This is a genomic window from Solibacillus sp. FSL K6-1523 (genome assembly GCF_038005225.1).
Lineage (GTDB): Bacteria > Bacillota > Bacilli > Bacillales_A > Planococcaceae > Solibacillus.
The window spans coordinates 3,030,443-3,045,580 of sequence record NZ_JBBOSU010000001.1; the positions used below are offsets into that span (position 1 = coordinate 3,030,443).

A 15,138-nucleotide genomic window follows, 5' to 3' on the forward strand; every position below is an offset into this window, starting at 1 on the left:
ATTCCTCTCTCTAACTAAAGTATAAACAGTACTTTGTTTTTCAGCTCAAACTTGGCTTATTTCATTTTATTTCTTCGGACGAATGAACATCGCGTCGCCAAAGCTAAAGAAGCGATACTTTTCTTCTACTGCTTTTTCATACGCGTTAATAATCGTTTCTTTGCTTGCCAACGCGCTAACGAGCATAACAAGCGTCGATTTTGGTAAATGGAAGTTTGTGATTAACCCATCAATCGCTTTGTATTCATAGCCTGGATAAATAAAGATGCTTGTCCAACCTTGATCCGCAACAATTTTTCCAACATTTTTTGAAGCAACCGTTTCTAACGTACGCGTCGATGTCGTACCAACAGAAATAATATTGCCTCCATTTGCTTTAACACGATTAATCGTAGCAGCTGCTTCCTCTGTCACGCTGTAAAACTCTGAGTGCATATCATGGTTTTCGATTGATTCTACACTTACTGGGCGGAATGTACCTAGTCCTACATGAAGTGTCACGAATACGACTTCCACACCCTTTGCACGAATCGCTTCAAGTAAAGGCTCCGTAAAATGAAGCCCTGCTGTTGGCGCGGCTGCCGAACCACGCTCTTTTGCATAAACGGTTTGATAACGATCTTGGTCATCCAGCTTTTCACGAATATATGGTGGCAATGGCATCTCACCTAACTGCTCCAAAATTTCATAAAAGATGCCATCATAGTCAAATTTAAATAGACGACCGCCATGCTCAAGCTCCCCTGTGCATGTTGCCGTAAGCAAACCTTCTCCAAATGTTACGACAGTCCCGATTTTAACACGCTTTGCAGGCTTCACAAGCGTTTCCCATTCGTCATCATTCGTTTGCTTTAATAATAATACTTCAATATTAGCCCCCGTATCTTGTTTCACACCCATTAAACGAGCTGGCAATACGCGCGTATCATTTAATACAAGGCAATCTCCTGCTTGGAATTCATCTAAAATTTTGGCAAATGTATGATGTTCCACGTCTAATGAGTTTGGATTAACAAGCATTAATCGACTTGCTGTGCGGTCTAAAAGTGGGGTTTGTGCAATTAATTCTTCTGGTAATTGAAAATCAAAATCTTCTACTTTCAAATTCAAAACTTCCTTCTATTCTTTTTGTGCTGGCGGATAGCCAAAATGATTATAGCAAAGGTCCGTTGCGATACGCCCTCTTGGGGATCTTTGAATAAATCCGATTTGCAATAAATACGGTTCATACACATCTTCTATTGTAATGCGCTCCTCACCAATCGAAGCAGCTAGTGCATCCAAGCCAACCGGTCCTCCACCAAAACGCTCAATCATGGACTGAATCAATTTATGATCGATATGATCAAGCCCTCTCGGATCCACCTGTAATAACTCTAAAGCCTGTGCCGCAAGCTCGGGTGAAATAATTCCATTTGCTAATACTTGGGCATAATCACGCACGCGTTTTAACAAGCGGTTGGCAATACGCGGTGTGCCTCGTGAGCGCCGCGCAATTTCACTCGCAGCATGCCCTCCAATCTCGACATCAAATAATGTACCAGATCGAATAACAATTTCAGCTAAAGCATCTTCATCATAGTACTCTAAACGTGTGAGAACACCAAAACGATCTCGCAATGGTGCCGATAAAGCGCCTGCACGCGTTGTTGCGCCGATTAAAGTAAATGGTGGGAGGTCAAGCCGAATTGAGCGCGCTTCGGGACCTTTACCTACAACGATATCTAAGCAGAAATCTTCCATCGCCGAATACAGCACTTCCTCAATCGCCCGTGGCAAACGATGAATTTCATCAATAAATAGCACATCTCCTGGCTCAAGCGAACTTAAAATCGCCGCTAAATCACCGGGACGTTCAATTGCTGGACCACTTGTCATTTTCACTTGAACTTCCATTTCATTTGCTATAACAATTGCTAATGTCGTTTTTCCTAAACCAGGTGGACCATAAAGGAGGACGTGGTCAAGACTTTCCTGACGAAGTTTTGCAGCTTCAATGAAAATCTTTAAGTTTTCTTTTACTTTATGCTGTCCTATGTATTGCACAAGTCGCTGCGGACGCAAAGAAAGCTCAAGTTGTTGTTCAGCTTCAGATGCTTCACTTGAAAGTACGCGGTCTGACATGGTTTTCACTCCTTATCACTTCATTTTCAATAGTAATTTCAACGCATGTTTCATATAGCTATCTGTTGTAGATAAACCTTCTTCATTCTCAAGCTGCGGTTTGATTTTTGCTAGCTCCCTTTCAGAATAGCCTAAAGCCGTTAATGCGAGCATCGCTTCCTCTAGCTCATGCTGATTCGGATTAACACCAAATAACGGCAATTCCTCTTCTGAACTTGGCAACTCGACTGAATCAAGCAACGCACCTAGTTTTCCTTTTAAATCCAAAATCATTTGGCGGGCTGTTTTCTTTCCGACGCCAGGGAAACGAATTAAAAACGCTTCATCTTCCATTTCAATCGCTTGAATCACTTGTGTTGGATTACCACTCGCTAAAATTGCAAGCGCCCCTTTTGGACCAATACCCGATACTTGAATTAACTTTTTAAACAATTCACGTTGATCTAAACTATGAAATCCATATAATAGCTGAGCATCTTCACGCACTTGCATCGAAACAAATATTTGCTGCTCACTTGCAGATTGTCTAAATACAAATGGGTTGGGCGTAAATAAGCGCCAACCAATTCCTTGCTGCTCCAGCACAATATATTCTGGTGTAATTCTCGTCACTTGTCCTTTTAAATAATCATACATGTCCAATCCCTCACATTCATGCTTACATTATAACATACTGCCCCATCAAAACCGAACGTACGTTGCATTTTACATGAAGAAAGACTGCCTAAAATCAAGACAGTCTACGCTATTTTAGCATATCAATTCATGAAGTGACACTGATATACTTTTAGAACAATTATATTTACGCTAATTCCAACACCATTTGCTTTAACTTTTTTTCATGACGAAGTACATCGCCTGAAAAGTTTTTAATAAATGGATAACAACCTTGTTTTTGACGTGGTGATAATTTCAAATAAAATAAGGCCTCTCTCATTATTTCATTCGGAAATAGCAGAAAATGCGCTTTTTGCTGGACATGTTGCAAATAAGGATGTTCCTGCATGACACTTTTCAAATCATATTCGACATTAGGTAATACACGGTGAAGCCACAAAATGAGTTCATCTGTTCTTTTTCCCATTGCCGCTAAATCGAAATCCACAAGCTTCACATCATCTTTTCCAAACATGAAATTATGATGAACAACATCCCCATGCAAAAGTGTTCGTTCTTCAAATTCTGTACTAATTCCATCGATTCGATTTAGTGCATCTGAAGCCATTGCTACAATTTTTTTATAATCATCACGCAATAACACTTTCAATTCTCGCTCATGCTCAATGAACCTTTCAAACCGACGATACCATTTCTCTCTTAGGTCATAGTATGGCAATAAATCTATTTCTTGCCAACGGATTTGATCATTCGTTTGATGCAAAGCTTGTAGCGCTTCCAATGTTTTTTGTCGATCTGAAAGTTTACTAAAGTCTGCACTTCTTCCTTCATACCAACGTTGCTTCAAAATATGTGTATCCCCATTATTTTCAACGTTTAAATGATATGGAAATTGTATATTTTTCAACTTTTTATGAATCGTTTTTACTTTTTGTGCGATATACACATCTTCATAATACTTCATAAAAAAATCGCCTTTAGCTGACTCCCACTTCCAACAATTTTCTTTAATGACTAATGACATGACTTCGGCGGATGTGGCATCGGATTCATTTGTGGATGCATCTGCGGTAGCATTGGCATTGGATACGGCATCATCGGTGGTTGCTGACAGCCACATGAATTCGGCATTGGCATTGGCATCGGCATTGGATACGGCATCGGTGGTTGCTGGCAGCCACATGGATTCGGCATTGGCATCGGAAGTGGCATTGGCTGATGTTGGCAGCCACATGAGTTTGGCATTTCTTCGTGATAATGGCGAACTTGCTGATCTCTATCATGGTAATGTTCCATCGGGGATTCCTCTTGATACATCGGCATAAATGCAGGCGGCTCTTCCATTCTTAGACCATGACAATTTGGACAAATTGGCATTGGCATTGGCATTGGTTGCATCATCGGCGGCATACAGTTGTGATGCATTGGTGGCATCCACTGTGGCATACAATTAGGCGGCATCATCGGCATACATTGTGGCATACAATTTTGATGCATAGGCGGCTGAATATAAATCGGCGGTTGTGGTGATGGTAATGTTGGTGTTGGTAGTGGCAATGGTGCTGGTGCAGGCGGTGGTAATGTTGGCGTCGGCAATGGCAATGGTGCCGGTGTTGGCGGTGGTGGCACAGGCTGTGGTTGCGGTTGTGGTAATGGTTGCGGCAACGGCATCATCGGAGTTTCAATTGTTGGTTGGAAATGGACATGTGTATTCTGCCAATTTGGGATTTGTACAGGTACCGCTGGGGGTTGGAAATAAATATCCCCTTGCCATAAAGGTCTTTGCGGAACTGGTAATGGAACTGGGATTGGTGTCGGCGTTGGTGGTAACGTTGGCTTTGGTGGTGGTGTCGGAGTGATTGGTTTTTCCTTCACAATCGGTTTCTTTTCCTGTTCCTTAACAACAGCCTGGTGCATCACTTCTTTTTCCTTCTTTGTTCCCCCTTCAGGTAAAATAATTTCCATCCCGGGTACAATATAATCAGGATTTGCTAAATGCGCATTTAATCGCTTTAAATCCTCAAAGCCTATGGAGTATTGCTTAGCAATTTTCCACAATGTATCACCTTTTTGAACAATATGAACTCGCACGTATTTCCCCCTTTTCTCGTAATAGCATATGCGCTAATTGCTCAGTTGCCACAATTTTTCATACACGAACTGGTTTTTAACCGTGACCAAGGGAAAGACATATTCGTACAAATTATTATCCTCCAAAGAATTCGTAAGGACCCAACAATTTGCGCTATATGTTACACTATGATTAAGAGGTTTGTCTTTAGAAGAGGTGAAAGTAATGAAAAAAATGTTAGGTGAAGAGCGACGTCAGGAGCTGCTTGCCTTATTAAAAAATGCAACGCAACCAATTACGGGCACTGATTTAGCCAAGCATACAAATGTGTCACGTCAAGTTATTGTCAATGATATGAATTTATTGAAAGCGCGAAATGAGCCAATTGTTTCAACAAGCCAAGGCTATATTTATATGCATAATTTGCAACAGACGCGATTTGAACGCAAAATCGTTTGCATGCATTCCGCAGAGCAAGCAAAGGAAGAGCTATTCGTGTTAGTTGATTGCGGTGTAACAGTAGAAAGTGTCGTTGTAGAGCACCCAGTTTACGGAGAGTTAACGGCGTCCATTCGGGTATCCAACCGTTTAGAAGTAGAGCATTTTATAAAACGGGTACAAGAAACGAATGCACAATTCCTTTCCGCTTTAACAGATGGTACCCACTTACACGTAATAAGCGCTACAGCTGAGGAAAACTTAAATTTGGCAGAGGCTAAGCTAAGAGCGCTCGGTATATTAGTCGAAAATTAAAAAAGCTATCCGAAAAGTCAGGTGAATTGACTTTTTGGATAGTTTTTTCTTCTATATACACTTAAAATGATGCCAATTACAAATGCATTTATAATAAATGGCATCATCCCATAACTAATGAAAGGGATTGGGATTACGATAATCGGAACAAACCCAAGCGCGATTAAAATTGCATACATTAATTGACTACCATACAGTGTCACACCACCAATAATTAGCATTTTACCAAATGGATTTTGTATGGAGCGTGCAATCCATATACTTCGAATTGCTACTATCAGTAAGATACTAGCAACGATAAGCCCTACGACAAGCCCGTAAACATGAACAATTTGGACAAATGCAAAATTAGTATGGCTTTCAGGGATTACCAAAACTTCATTCGCTCCGAACCATCCTGCTTCACTTATAGCTCGCTCTAGTAACAAATAATAGTAACCTGAACCATCTGCGTTTTTTTCTGGTGATAGAAAACCATTAAGGCGATCCAATTGATACGGCGCTGCTTGAGAAATCGAAATTGTCAGTAAACCTCCCCCTATAAAAAGGAAACTGCTAAATAGAACGATTTTTTGCTTCTTCGTATAAGTACTACATAAAAATAAAACAGCAACGACAATTCCGTAAATTAATAATGCTTCCAAATCAGGATTGGCTAGTATCGGGTAACATGAAATGAAAAATAAAGCGAGGAGCTGCCATATACTCCTTTGCTTTCTCGTAAAAAATCCTGCCCATGCAATTAATAGAAATGGGATAGCCGTCCATACTTGCATAACAATCGGACCAATCGCGAAAAATGCTTGACCATTTACGAACTGATTTGGAAACAGTAGAAGAAGGATTAAAATAGCCATTCCCACAGCATAAAAATACAGATCAAAGCGCAGTAACTTTCTGTAATCGATCAACATAAAAACGAAAATCAAAACAATTCCGATAAGAATATGAAACACTTTCTTTTCAATTAATTCCGAACTATTATAGTATCCGTACGATATATTGAGTAGCGGTAAGAAGCTAAAAAGAAAAATGACCACCATTAAACTGATTAATAGCCAATCCCATTTTGGTTTGTGGATTTTATTTAACGATTTCCCAAGTTGGCTTGCACTCCCCATTTCTTCAATGGCCTTTTGTTCCGCTTCTGCCTCTGTGTAGCCCTTTTGTAGCCACGCTTTTTTAGCATGCTCAATATGTTGTTTTAATTCTTTTCGCACATGTGTTTTCGCCTCATTTGAACGGATATAGCTCGTCACCGTATTTAAAAAGTCAGAAATGGTCATTCAGACGCACCTCCAACAATTGTTGCTTTCTCGCAAAGAGGGTCTTTTTTTCTCGATTTTGAGAACGTAGCCATTTCAATCCACTTTTCGTCAGTTGATAGTATTTCCCCCCTACGTCATCCCACTGCGAAATGATGTATCCCTTATTTTCTTGTTCATGTAAAATTGTATAAACAATACCCTCATTATTGAAGATTTCCTGCACACCTTTTGTATGTAATAGCTGGGCTAATTCAATTCCAGATTTTTTATCCACGAGCAACGTCAAAATCTGTTGTTCTAATTGTGATTCATTCAACTGTTGGTGAACATATATTTGATGAGTAGCTGTAAATTCCACCTTGGAGAAAACGGAATTATTCATCGCCTTTTTCAAGTTTTTTAATCGGTCATCCATTGAACTCACCCTCCAACTGTTTCTTCAATAATTGTTTACCTTTACGCAATCTTGTTTTAACGGTATTCTCATTAATTTGTAATACATCGGCAATCTCCTTCATCTTTTGCTCTTCGTAAAAACATAAATAAATAACTTCCCGGTACTTAATTGGTAATTGCATGACAGCATGTACGAGCGCATCCTCTTCATCTCGCTGTACAACGATATTTTCTACGTTTTGAAGTGTCGGCTGTGCCTGTAAATAGGTTTGTTCGATTAGTTCCACTTTTTTGTAATACCAGCTTTTCAAATAATCTTTTGCATGATTGATTGCGATTCTCCAAAGCCATGTTTTCATCGAGGATTGTTGCTGAAATGTCGGGAGTGCCTTATAGCATTTTATAAAAATCTCCTGTGTTAAATCTTCTGCAATCGTTACATTATGTACGTATTGCACAATAAGCTGTAAAACATCTTGCCCATATATTTGCATTAATTCATCGATAATTTCTTCATTTGTTTGGGTTGTTGTCGTTTGAAATAGGTAACTATCCATTTGCCGCCCTCCTTCCTTACATATTAGACGAGGCATATTTAGGATTAGTTTTCATATCACACAAAAAGGTTGCTCCCCCGTATGAGGTTGCAACCTTTTCACTTTATAAGAAACGTTTTCTTTGTTCATTCGTCGGCAGTAAGCACATCTCTTTTTTACCAAACCATTTATAACGATTATTGGCTAAAATATTATACGCAGTGTTACGAATCACTGGTGGTATTAAAATCGCGCCATAACACCATTTCCACAAGCCATCTAAGTTTTTGGCAATTTTTAATGCGGCTGTGGATTGGGTATATGCTTTTTCTTGATCAATGAGTACTAAGCTATTCATTGCATTTGAAATGCCGTATTGTTTCAATAATGTTTGCCCGAATTCACTTTGTAACGAAGCAAATTGAAAATAGCCTTGTGCATCATGTTTTAAAATAAATTGGACACTTGCATCACAAACATTGCATTCCCCATCAAAAAGTACAATACTTTTCAACTTTTCCACCTCATTCCGGTGTGACGTAGGTGAAGTACGTACCGAGTGATTTCACCGTGCAACCAAGTGCTTGAAGCTCTTCCATTGCACCTTTCATCATCGGTTCCTCTTCATCTGCTAGTATATCAATGATGAAGAAATAATTCCCGAGACCTGTCTTTAACGGACGTGATTCAATTTTACTTAAATTCAGTTTGCGCCATGCAAAAACAGATAATACTTGATGCAACGCCCCAGAATTATCTACTGGTAACGTCAACATAAATGTCGTTTTTGGCTGTGCTTGCAATGGGACAAGTGCATGTCTCGTATTTTCCTTAGATAAAACAAAAAATCGCGTATGGTTGAAATGAAAATCATGTATATTTTTTTGTGCAATATGTAATCCATACTTTTCTGCTGCTGATTCATTCGCAATTGCCGCAATACAACGGTCTTCTGTTTGCGAAACCAGTTCTGCTGCTGCCGCTGTTGAAGAATAGGGTGTTTGCTTTACTAGCGAATGATTATAATATAAATATTTATGGCATTGTGCAAGTGCATGTGGATGCGAATAAACTTCTTCTAGCGCTTCCCAATCATCTGCATATATTTTATTTACAAGTAAATGTTGCTGAATTTTCGACATGACCTCTGCCGTCACGTATAAGTTTGCCTCGTGATATAAATAGTCGACCGTTAAAGGAACAGAGCCCTCAAGTGCATTTTCCACTGGTACAACCGCTAAATCGACTTTCCCTTCCGCAACGGCTTCAATACATTCTGGAATGGATGTATATGGAATATGCCATTCATTCGGGAATAAACCTTTCGTTGCTAAATAGGTAAAAGATGCTTCTGGACCTAAATAAGCAATACGTTTTCCCCAATTTTGTTCCGACATGTTGGACCCTCCAATAATTTAATTTTCAGTATATTTCATTTAAATAAGAAAGGGCGAAACATGACGCCCTTTACTTATTGAATCAGGTTATAGTGCTCCCGAGCTAATCACTTCAGCAGACTCGATAAATTCAAGCTGCTTTAAACTACGAATTAGATCATCTAAATCATGGGACATACTTGTCACATCCAATGACAGTGTTACATTGGCACGGCCTTGAATTGGTATTGTTTGATGAATCGTCAACACATTACAGTGCGCCTCTGAAACGGTTTCAAGTAATTTCGCAAGTGTGCCTTTACGATCTTGTAATTGAATAAAGATCGTTAAAATTCGTTCCTGAACAATCGAGTGAAAAGGAAAAACGGCATCACGATACTTATAAAATGCGCTTCGAGATAGATCGACCTCTTTTACAGCATCCCAGATAGAGGCAACAGAGCCATTTTGCAACAGCTGCTTTGCTTCTAAAGTTTTTTGCATCGCGTCAGTTAATACGTCTTCACGCACTAAATAATATCGTTGATTTGCAACGTTTTTCATAGTTTTCCCCCTAATTCTTAATCGACAAAGTCAAATTCAAATTCCATTAAACGAACTGTGTTGCCGTTTTCTGCCCCTCGTTTGCGTAACTCTTCGTCAACGCCCATTGCACGTAATTGACGAGCAAATCGACGAATCCCATCTTCACGACTAAAGTCAGTCATTTTAAATAGACGTTCAATTGTATATCCAGAAAGGACAAATGCACCATCATCATCGCGTGAAATTTCAAAGTCGCCGCCTGATCCTTCGTGCTTATAAAGCACTGTTGCATCCGATTCTTCATCTTCAATTTCATGCAGTAAGAATTCTGGTGTTACATCAATTAAATCAGCTGCTTCAAATAATAATGGTTTTAAACCTTGACGAGAAACTGCTGAAATCGGGAATATTTTCACATCATCCCCAACTTTTTTCTTAAACTCTTCTAAATTTTCTTCGGCATTTGGCATGTCCATTTTATTTGCCACAATAATTTGTGGACGCTCTAATAAGCGTAAGTTGTATTGTTCTAATTCATTATTAATCGTGACATAGTCATCATACGGATCGCGTCCTTCCATACCAGACATATCAATCACATGGACGATAACACGTGTACGTTCAATATGACGTAGGAACTGCATACCTAGACCGATACCTTGGTGTGCGCCTTCGATTAATCCTGGTAAGTCAGCCATTGCAAACGAGCGACCATCATCTGTTTCAACCATTCCTAAGTTCGGTACGATCGTAGTAAAGTGATACGCACCAATTTTTGGCTTAGCTGAAGACACAACTGATAATAATGTTGATTTTCCAACTGATGGGAAACCTACTAAACCAACGTCAGCTAATACTTTTAATTCTAATATAACATCTAACTCTTGTCCTGGCTCACCTTTTTCCGCTAACTCAGGTGCAGGGTTTGCCGGTGTTACGAAACGACAGTTCCCACGACCACCACGGCCAGCCTTCGCAATAACAGCTCGTTGACCATGCTCGACTAAGTCTGCGATAACTACTTTTGTTTCTGCGTTCATCACGACTGTACCAGGTGGCACTTTAATAACTGTATCTTTCGCTTTAGCACCGTGCATCCCTTTACTCATGCCGTGTTCCCCGCGCTCTGCTTTAAAGTGACGCTTATATCGGAAGTCCATTAATGTACGTAAGCCTTCTTCTACCTCAAATATTACGTTACCACCGTGACCGCCATCTCCACCAGCTGGTCCACCATTTGGCACATATTTTTCACGACGGAATGCAACCATTCCATCTCCGCCGTCTCCACCTCTAACATAAACCTTTACGTGATCGACAAACATTTATTTCACTCCTCATATATGCTCAAAACATATTTCCACGATGTATCCGTGTGTTCATATGTTTTCACATTTAAAATCTTCTGTTCTGTATGGAATAACGAGTGCTCCCACTTGCCCGTCAAATGAAATGTAATATCACACTCTTTTTCATTTGATTCGATGCTTAGTTGTAGTTGCTGCTGTTCATACGGGTCTAAACTTTCGTGTACATGAATAATTGTATTTTCCAAGTATTGAACGATTGCCTCATCATACTTGCTATTTACTTGTGCCTCGACTTGACTAGACAGGCTCATTTGTATGGCAGGATAACACCAACTAACGGTTTGAAGCCATTGTACGGTTTTCGGTAACTTGAGTTGATTGATGTTAGAAAGCATTTTACAATGTTCAGATAATTGCGTAATAATTTCTTTCGCTTCATTTACTCGCTGTAAATCTAAATTCATTTGAATTAAATGAAGATGATTTAAAAAATCATGGTTTGCAAAACGCAGTGCTTCATTTACTGTTAAAGATTTTACGGTCACTTTTTTCACTCCGTTTACAGTTTCGTTATTAGTATAGCAAGTTTGTCGACATTTTTCCTAAAAATAATCACCATGTCTTTGTCCTCGTTCTTTGCAAAATACTTTAGGAAAATTTCAATTATCCATTCTTTAGAAAAAACACAATTCGCTCCATACCGAGAGCGAATTGATCCTTGTTACTATGCAAATAATATACATTGTTGATTTAAAAAAAGGACTGCAATAAATGCAGCCCTTTTCGGAATTATGCTTCTTGAGCTGTTGGGTATACAGATACTTTTTTCTTATCGCGGCCCATGCGTTCGAATTTTACAACGCCATCAACTGTTGCGAATAGAGTATCGTCACCACCACGTCCTACGTTTGTACCTGGGTAAATTTTTGTACCGCGTTGACGGTAAAGAATTGAACCACCAGTTACGAATTGACCGTCAGCACGTTTAGCGCCTAAACGTTTTGATTCTGAGTCACGTCCGTTTTTAGTAGAACCTACACCTTTCTTAGATGCGAAAAATTGTAGATCTAAAGTTAATAATAACATTATGTTCCACCTCCTAGACCATTTTGTATTTCAATTCGATGTATTCTGAATAGCTCGCCGTCATTGTATAAAACTGCGTAACCATTGTGTTCAGAATAACCTGAAGTTTGTCGTCTGTTTCAGTATCTAGGTCGGTTGGTAATGTTACCTTTAAGTAACCACCTTCTGTACCTTGCTCAACGTCTGGTGTAATGCCTGTAAGATGTGCAATCGCATTTACTGCTCCGAAAGAAACAGCAGAAGCACCTGCACAAACTAAGTCACGTCCATAAACATCTGACAATGCATGACCTGATATTTCAAATCCATACGATTTACGATTTGCATCGCTATTAATTGTAACTGTAATCATAGTCCAGTCACCTCACTTATAATTAAGCGTTGATAGTTTCAACTACTAATTTAGTGTATGGTTGACGGTGACCTTGCTTACGACGGTAGTTCTTTTTCGCTTTCATTTTGAAAACAGTAATTTTCTTTTGCTTACCTTCTTTAACAACTTTCGCTGTTACAGTAGCGCCAGCAACAGTTGGAGCACCAACTTTAACTGTTTCTCCACCTACGAATAAAACTTTGTCGAAAGTTACGATTTCGTCAGCAGCCACACCTAGTTTTTCAACATAGATTTCTTGACCTGCTTCAACTTTAATTTGTTTACCACCAGTTTCGATAATTGCGTACATTCCAATGCACCTCCTATATATATACTAAGACTCGCCTGTTATTACATTACAAGGTGATCGCATGCGATACTTTTGGAACCCTGTCAGCGCGGTTGTAGCGGGTGCTACAAACAATAACATTAAAATACTACCACAGGAAACTTATCAAGTCAACCGATTCATTACAAGTTTTTCAAATGCTGATCGATATTTCCTTGTTCGCCATTCACCTATTACTTTGCTCCATAAAAAGAGACTTACGATTGTGAGTGAAATAGATTCTGGTAGCATCATTAATGATACTAAAATAATGACTGTAAGTAAACCAATTGATAGCGATAAATAAGTTTCAAATATGACCGATTTCGGTAAAACTTGTAATATGCTATAGCAAATGATTCTCCCACCATCTAGCGGCCAAATCGGCAGTAAATTGATTACTAGCAAGATCATTTGAGCATTTATAAATCCTTCTTGTAAAATCGGTGGCAATGTATAGGCGACTACAATTCCGAAAACAGTAGCAATCGGTCCTCCGAGCGCGATAATTGTTAATTGTTTAAAAGATAGTTGATGCTCATTTTTTATTGTCATTTCTCCACCATAAGGCAGGATAACACAGCGTTTTATTTGCGCACCAACACATTTAGCCGCCATAAAATGACCTAGTTCATGAAATAATAACGAAATTAAGATTACGCTATAAAGTGCGATATTTCCCGATAGGACAAACAATAGAAGCAACAATAAAAAAAGTGGATGAATAGTGATTTTCATATTATGTATGTTGTTCTTTCAGCCACTTCGTTGTTTGTTCTATATTATAGACTTCCCCGTCTTTTTCAATTTGAATATAAAGCTTCCCTTTTTCTTTGACCGCAATCACTTCCCCCTTGGAAACAGGCATATAAGGCAATACCGAAAGCTGATCGACATACCCCATCGTAACTGTTGTACCATCTTCATAGATAATGGAAATCGTTTTCCCGTTATATTTTGTATGTCCCGTAAAAACAATAAGTCCGTCATATAAAGCTTTCAATAAAAGTGGTTCTTCATATGAAAGTAAAAAACCATCATTATACCGTTCAATCATCGCATAAGCTAATAGCTGCTCAATTGATTCATCGGGAGTCGCATTTACTGTCACTTGTTTATTTTCTGGAAAAGCGATATCCGACAATACCGCGCGCATAAATATTAAGTCCTCCGAGCTATATACGACCCTCTTGATTGTCCGTTTCACTGTTATATCGCCGAATGTGTTAAAACCTAGTATCGTAAAAAATAGGACACTCGCGATTATCCATTGCCATTTTTTCAAGTACTCACCCCACCTTTTTGTCTAGTATATGATTCATCTAAAAATCCGATTCATCACGATGGGCTGGACAGGTCGATATTCGGTGAAACTTTATTCAGTACAGTGTTCTTGTCGGCACAGGGGGGATGCTTGAGACAACTTCATTTTTCTAAAAAAAAAAATAAAGTTGCCGAAAAAATCGACAACTTTTCGCTCTTCTTATTTAAATATGGCTTTCAATTTTGCGAACATCCCTTTTGGTTGTTCATCATCCAGTGTCATGAGTGGAACAGAATCACCTAAAATACGACGTGCAATATTGCGGTAACCAACTGATGCTTTATTGTTTGGATTCATAACAATTGGCTCTCCCTTATTCGAAGAGCTAATAACGTCCTCGCTATCGACAATAATTCCTAATAAATCAATCGATAAATGCGTTGTTACATCTGTTATATCCATTGCATCACCACTAGACATTAAATGTTTACGGATTCGGTTAATGATAAGCTTCGGCGGTGTAATTTGTTCTTGTTCTAATAGGCCAATAATACGATCCGCATCACGAACAGCTGAAATTTCAGGTGTTGTCACAACAATCGCATGGTCAGCGCCTGCTATAGCATTACGATAGCCTTGCTCAATTCCAGCAGGACAATCTATTAATACATAATCAAATTCACGCTTTAACTCTTCTACTAATCCTTTCATTTGTTCTGGTACTACAGCATTTTTATCGGTATTTTGTGCTGCTGGAAGTAAATATAACTTTTCATCCACACGCTTGTCTTTTACAAGTGCTTGATGCGTTTTACAACGCCCTTCAATGACGTCCACTAAATCATATATAATTCGGTTTTCCAGCCCTAAAATCACATCTAAATTACGCAATCCGATATCTGTATCTACTAAACAAACTTTCTTCCCTTGTAATGCTAATGCAGTACCTAAATTTGCAGTCGTAGTTGTTTTACCTACTCCACCTTTTCCTGAAGTTATAACGATTGCCTCTCCCACATTAGCGGCCCCTTTCTTATGTAAGGTTGCATTTTGAGCGATTGCTTCATCAATATTTTCAGCAAGTAATAG

20 protein-coding genes and 1 other annotated feature are annotated in these 15,138 nt (G+C 39.0%); of the genes, 1 reads left to right on the plus strand and 19 read right to left on the minus strand.

Features of this window, described 5'->3' with window-relative positions:
- Positions 1-66: 66 nt before the first annotated feature.
- From queA to MHI10_RS14665, 5 genes are all read right to left on the minus strand, one after another.
- Positions 67-1,104 carry a tRNA preQ1(34) S-adenosylmethionine ribosyltransferase-isomerase QueA gene (gene queA, locus MHI10_RS14645; RefSeq protein ID WP_340786648.1) on the minus strand — a complete coding sequence of 346 codons (1,038 nt, stop codon included), beginning with the start codon at positions 1,102-1,104 and terminating at the stop codon, positions 67-69.
- A gap of 15 nt (positions 1,105-1,119) precedes the next feature.
- Positions 1,120-2,124, minus strand: a complete 1,005-nt coding sequence (gene ruvB, locus MHI10_RS14650) for a Holliday junction branch migration DNA helicase RuvB (RefSeq protein ID WP_340786649.1) — start codon at positions 2,122-2,124, stop codon at positions 1,120-1,122.
- Between the two features lie 15 nt (positions 2,125-2,139).
- Complete coding sequence (gene ruvA / locus MHI10_RS14655) at positions 2,140-2,760, minus strand: Holliday junction branch migration protein RuvA (RefSeq protein ID WP_340786651.1); 621 nt, start codon at positions 2,758-2,760, stop codon at positions 2,140-2,142.
- A 166-nt stretch (positions 2,761-2,926) separates the two neighbouring features.
- Positions 2,927-3,862, minus strand: coding sequence for a phosphotransferase (locus MHI10_RS14660; protein ID WP_340786653.1), 936 nt, complete (start codon positions 3,860-3,862; stop codon positions 2,927-2,929).
- On the minus strand, positions 3,757-4,833 hold the full coding sequence (locus MHI10_RS14665) for a LysM peptidoglycan-binding domain-containing protein (protein ID WP_340786656.1): 1,077 nt from the start codon (positions 4,831-4,833) through the stop codon (positions 3,757-3,759). Before MHI10_RS14665 ends, MHI10_RS14660 begins: the two co-directional genes overlap by 106 nt.
- A 205-nt stretch (positions 4,834-5,038) precedes the next feature.
- Here MHI10_RS14665 and MHI10_RS14670 point away from each other — a divergent pair, with 205 nt between their 5' ends.
- On the plus strand, positions 5,039-5,566 hold the full coding sequence (locus tag MHI10_RS14670; RefSeq protein WP_340786658.1) for a transcription repressor NadR: 528 nt from the start codon (positions 5,039-5,041) through the stop codon (positions 5,564-5,566).
- Positions 5,567-5,583: 17 nt separating this feature from the next.
- Here the strand turns inward: MHI10_RS14670 and MHI10_RS14675 are convergent, their stop codons facing one another.
- The 14 genes from MHI10_RS14675 to minD all read right to left on the minus strand — a co-directional run bounded on the left by MHI10_RS14675 (position 5,584) and on the right by minD (position 15,066).
- Positions 5,584-6,852: an FtsW/RodA/SpoVE family cell cycle protein gene (locus tag MHI10_RS14675; RefSeq protein ID WP_340786660.1), complete on the minus strand. Its 1,269-nt coding sequence runs from the start codon at positions 6,850-6,852 to the stop codon at positions 5,584-5,586.
- Positions 6,839-7,249 carry a helix-turn-helix transcriptional regulator gene (locus MHI10_RS14680; RefSeq protein ID WP_340786661.1) on the minus strand — a complete coding sequence of 137 codons (411 nt, stop codon included), beginning with the start codon at positions 7,247-7,249 and terminating at the stop codon, positions 6,839-6,841. The genes MHI10_RS14675 and MHI10_RS14680 overlap by 14 nt, the downstream gene beginning before the upstream one ends.
- The gene (locus MHI10_RS14685) at positions 7,242-7,787 is read right to left on the minus strand and encodes a sigma-70 family RNA polymerase sigma factor (RefSeq protein WP_340786664.1); all 546 of its coding nucleotides are present in this window, start codon (positions 7,785-7,787) and stop codon (positions 7,242-7,244) included. Before MHI10_RS14685 ends, MHI10_RS14680 begins: the two co-directional genes overlap by 8 nt.
- A 103-nt stretch (positions 7,788-7,890) precedes the next feature.
- The gene (locus MHI10_RS14690; protein WP_340786666.1) at positions 7,891-8,280 is read right to left on the minus strand and encodes a thiol-disulfide oxidoreductase DCC family protein; all 390 of its coding nucleotides are present in this window, start codon (positions 8,278-8,280) and stop codon (positions 7,891-7,893) included.
- A gap of 10 nt (positions 8,281-8,290) precedes the next feature.
- Positions 8,291-9,163, minus strand: a complete 873-nt coding sequence (pheA, locus tag MHI10_RS14695; RefSeq protein ID WP_340786668.1) for a prephenate dehydratase — start codon at positions 9,161-9,163, stop codon at positions 8,291-8,293.
- An 87-nt stretch (positions 9,164-9,250) separates the two neighbouring features.
- The gene (locus MHI10_RS14700) at positions 9,251-9,706 is read right to left on the minus strand and encodes an ACT domain-containing protein (RefSeq protein WP_340786670.1); all 456 of its coding nucleotides are present in this window, start codon (positions 9,704-9,706) and stop codon (positions 9,251-9,253) included.
- Positions 9,707-9,723: 17 nt separating this feature from the next.
- Entirely contained in the window at positions 9,724-11,013 is a 1,290-nt protein-coding gene (gene obgE, locus MHI10_RS14705; protein ID WP_340786671.1) for a GTPase ObgE, read from the minus strand.
- A 5-nt stretch (positions 11,014-11,018) separates the two neighbouring features.
- Positions 11,019-11,543 carry a Spo0B domain-containing protein gene (locus tag MHI10_RS14710; RefSeq protein ID WP_340786673.1) on the minus strand — a complete coding sequence of 175 codons (525 nt, stop codon included), beginning with the start codon at positions 11,541-11,543 and terminating at the stop codon, positions 11,019-11,021.
- Positions 11,544-11,787: 244 nt separating this feature from the next.
- On the minus strand, positions 11,788-12,084 hold the full coding sequence (rpmA, locus tag MHI10_RS14715) for a 50S ribosomal protein L27 (RefSeq protein WP_099424676.1): 297 nt from the start codon (positions 12,082-12,084) through the stop codon (positions 11,788-11,790).
- A 13-nt stretch (positions 12,085-12,097) separates the two neighbouring features.
- On the minus strand, positions 12,098-12,436 hold the full coding sequence (locus MHI10_RS14720) for a ribosomal-processing cysteine protease Prp (RefSeq protein WP_340786677.1): 339 nt from the start codon (positions 12,434-12,436) through the stop codon (positions 12,098-12,100).
- Positions 12,437-12,458: 22 nt separating this feature from the next.
- Positions 12,459-12,767 (minus strand): 50S ribosomal protein L21, encoded by a 309-nt coding sequence (gene rplU / locus MHI10_RS14725; protein ID WP_099424678.1) that lies wholly within the window; start codon positions 12,765-12,767, stop codon positions 12,459-12,461.
- Between the two features lie 17 nt (positions 12,768-12,784).
- Positions 12,785-12,871, minus strand: a sequence feature (ribosomal protein L21 leader region).
- 40 nt (positions 12,872-12,911) lie between these two features.
- A complete protein-coding gene (locus tag MHI10_RS14730) occupies positions 12,912-13,523 on the minus strand; it encodes a site-2 protease family protein (protein ID WP_340786680.1) in 612 nt (203 codons plus the stop codon).
- A gap of 1 nt (position 13,524) precedes the next feature.
- Positions 13,525-14,070, minus strand: coding sequence for a hypothetical protein (locus MHI10_RS14735; protein ID WP_340786681.1), 546 nt, complete (start codon positions 14,068-14,070; stop codon positions 13,525-13,527).
- 198 nt (positions 14,071-14,268) lie between these two features.
- Complete coding sequence (gene minD / locus MHI10_RS14740) at positions 14,269-15,066, minus strand: septum site-determining protein MinD (protein WP_340789254.1); 798 nt, start codon at positions 15,064-15,066, stop codon at positions 14,269-14,271.
- Positions 15,067-15,138: the final 72 nt, after the last annotated feature.

Bases quoted from the DNA above. Each gene is read 5' to 3' on its own strand.
- ruvB (WP_340786649.1), bottom strand. From the start codon at position 2,124: ATGTCAGACCGCGTACTTTCAAGTGAAGCATCTGAAGCTGAACAACAA.
- ruvA (WP_340786651.1), bottom strand. From the start codon at position 2,760: ATGTATGATTATTTAAAAGGACAAGTGACGAGAATTACACCAGAATAT.
- MHI10_RS14660 (WP_340786653.1), bottom strand. From the start codon at position 3,862: ATGTGGCTGTCAGCAACCACCGATGATGCCGTATCCAATGCCAATGCT.
- MHI10_RS14670 (WP_340786658.1), top strand. From the start codon at position 5,039: ATGAAAAAAATGTTAGGTGAAGAGCGACGTCAGGAGCTGCTTGCCTTA.
- MHI10_RS14675 (WP_340786660.1), bottom strand. From the start codon at position 6,852: ATGACCATTTCTGACTTTTTAAATACGGTGACGAGCTATATCCGTTCA.
- MHI10_RS14680 (WP_340786661.1), bottom strand. From the start codon at position 7,249: ATGGATGACCGATTAAAAAACTTGAAAAAGGCGATGAATAATTCCGTT.
- MHI10_RS14685 (WP_340786664.1), bottom strand. From the start codon at position 7,787: ATGGATAGTTACCTATTTCAAACGACAACAACCCAAACAAATGAAGAA.
- pheA (WP_340786668.1), bottom strand. From the start codon at position 9,163: ATGTCGGAACAAAATTGGGGAAAACGTATTGCTTATTTAGGTCCAGAA.
- MHI10_RS14700 (WP_340786670.1), bottom strand. From the start codon at position 9,706: ATGAAAAACGTTGCAAATCAACGATATTATTTAGTGCGTGAAGACGTA.
- obgE (WP_340786671.1), bottom strand. From the start codon at position 11,013: ATGTTTGTCGATCACGTAAAGGTTTATGTTAGAGGTGGAGACGGCGGA.
- rpmA (WP_099424676.1), bottom strand. From the start codon at position 12,084: ATGTTATTATTAACTTTAGATCTACAATTTTTCGCATCTAAGAAAGGT.
- MHI10_RS14720 (WP_340786677.1), bottom strand. From the start codon at position 12,436: ATGATTACAGTTACAATTAATAGCGATGCAAATCGTAAATCGTATGGA.
- rplU (WP_099424678.1), bottom strand. From the start codon at position 12,767: ATGTACGCAATTATCGAAACTGGTGGTAAACAAATTAAAGTTGAAGCA.
- MHI10_RS14730 (WP_340786680.1), bottom strand. From the start codon at position 13,523: ATGAAAATCACTATTCATCCACTTTTTTTATTGTTGCTTCTATTGTTT.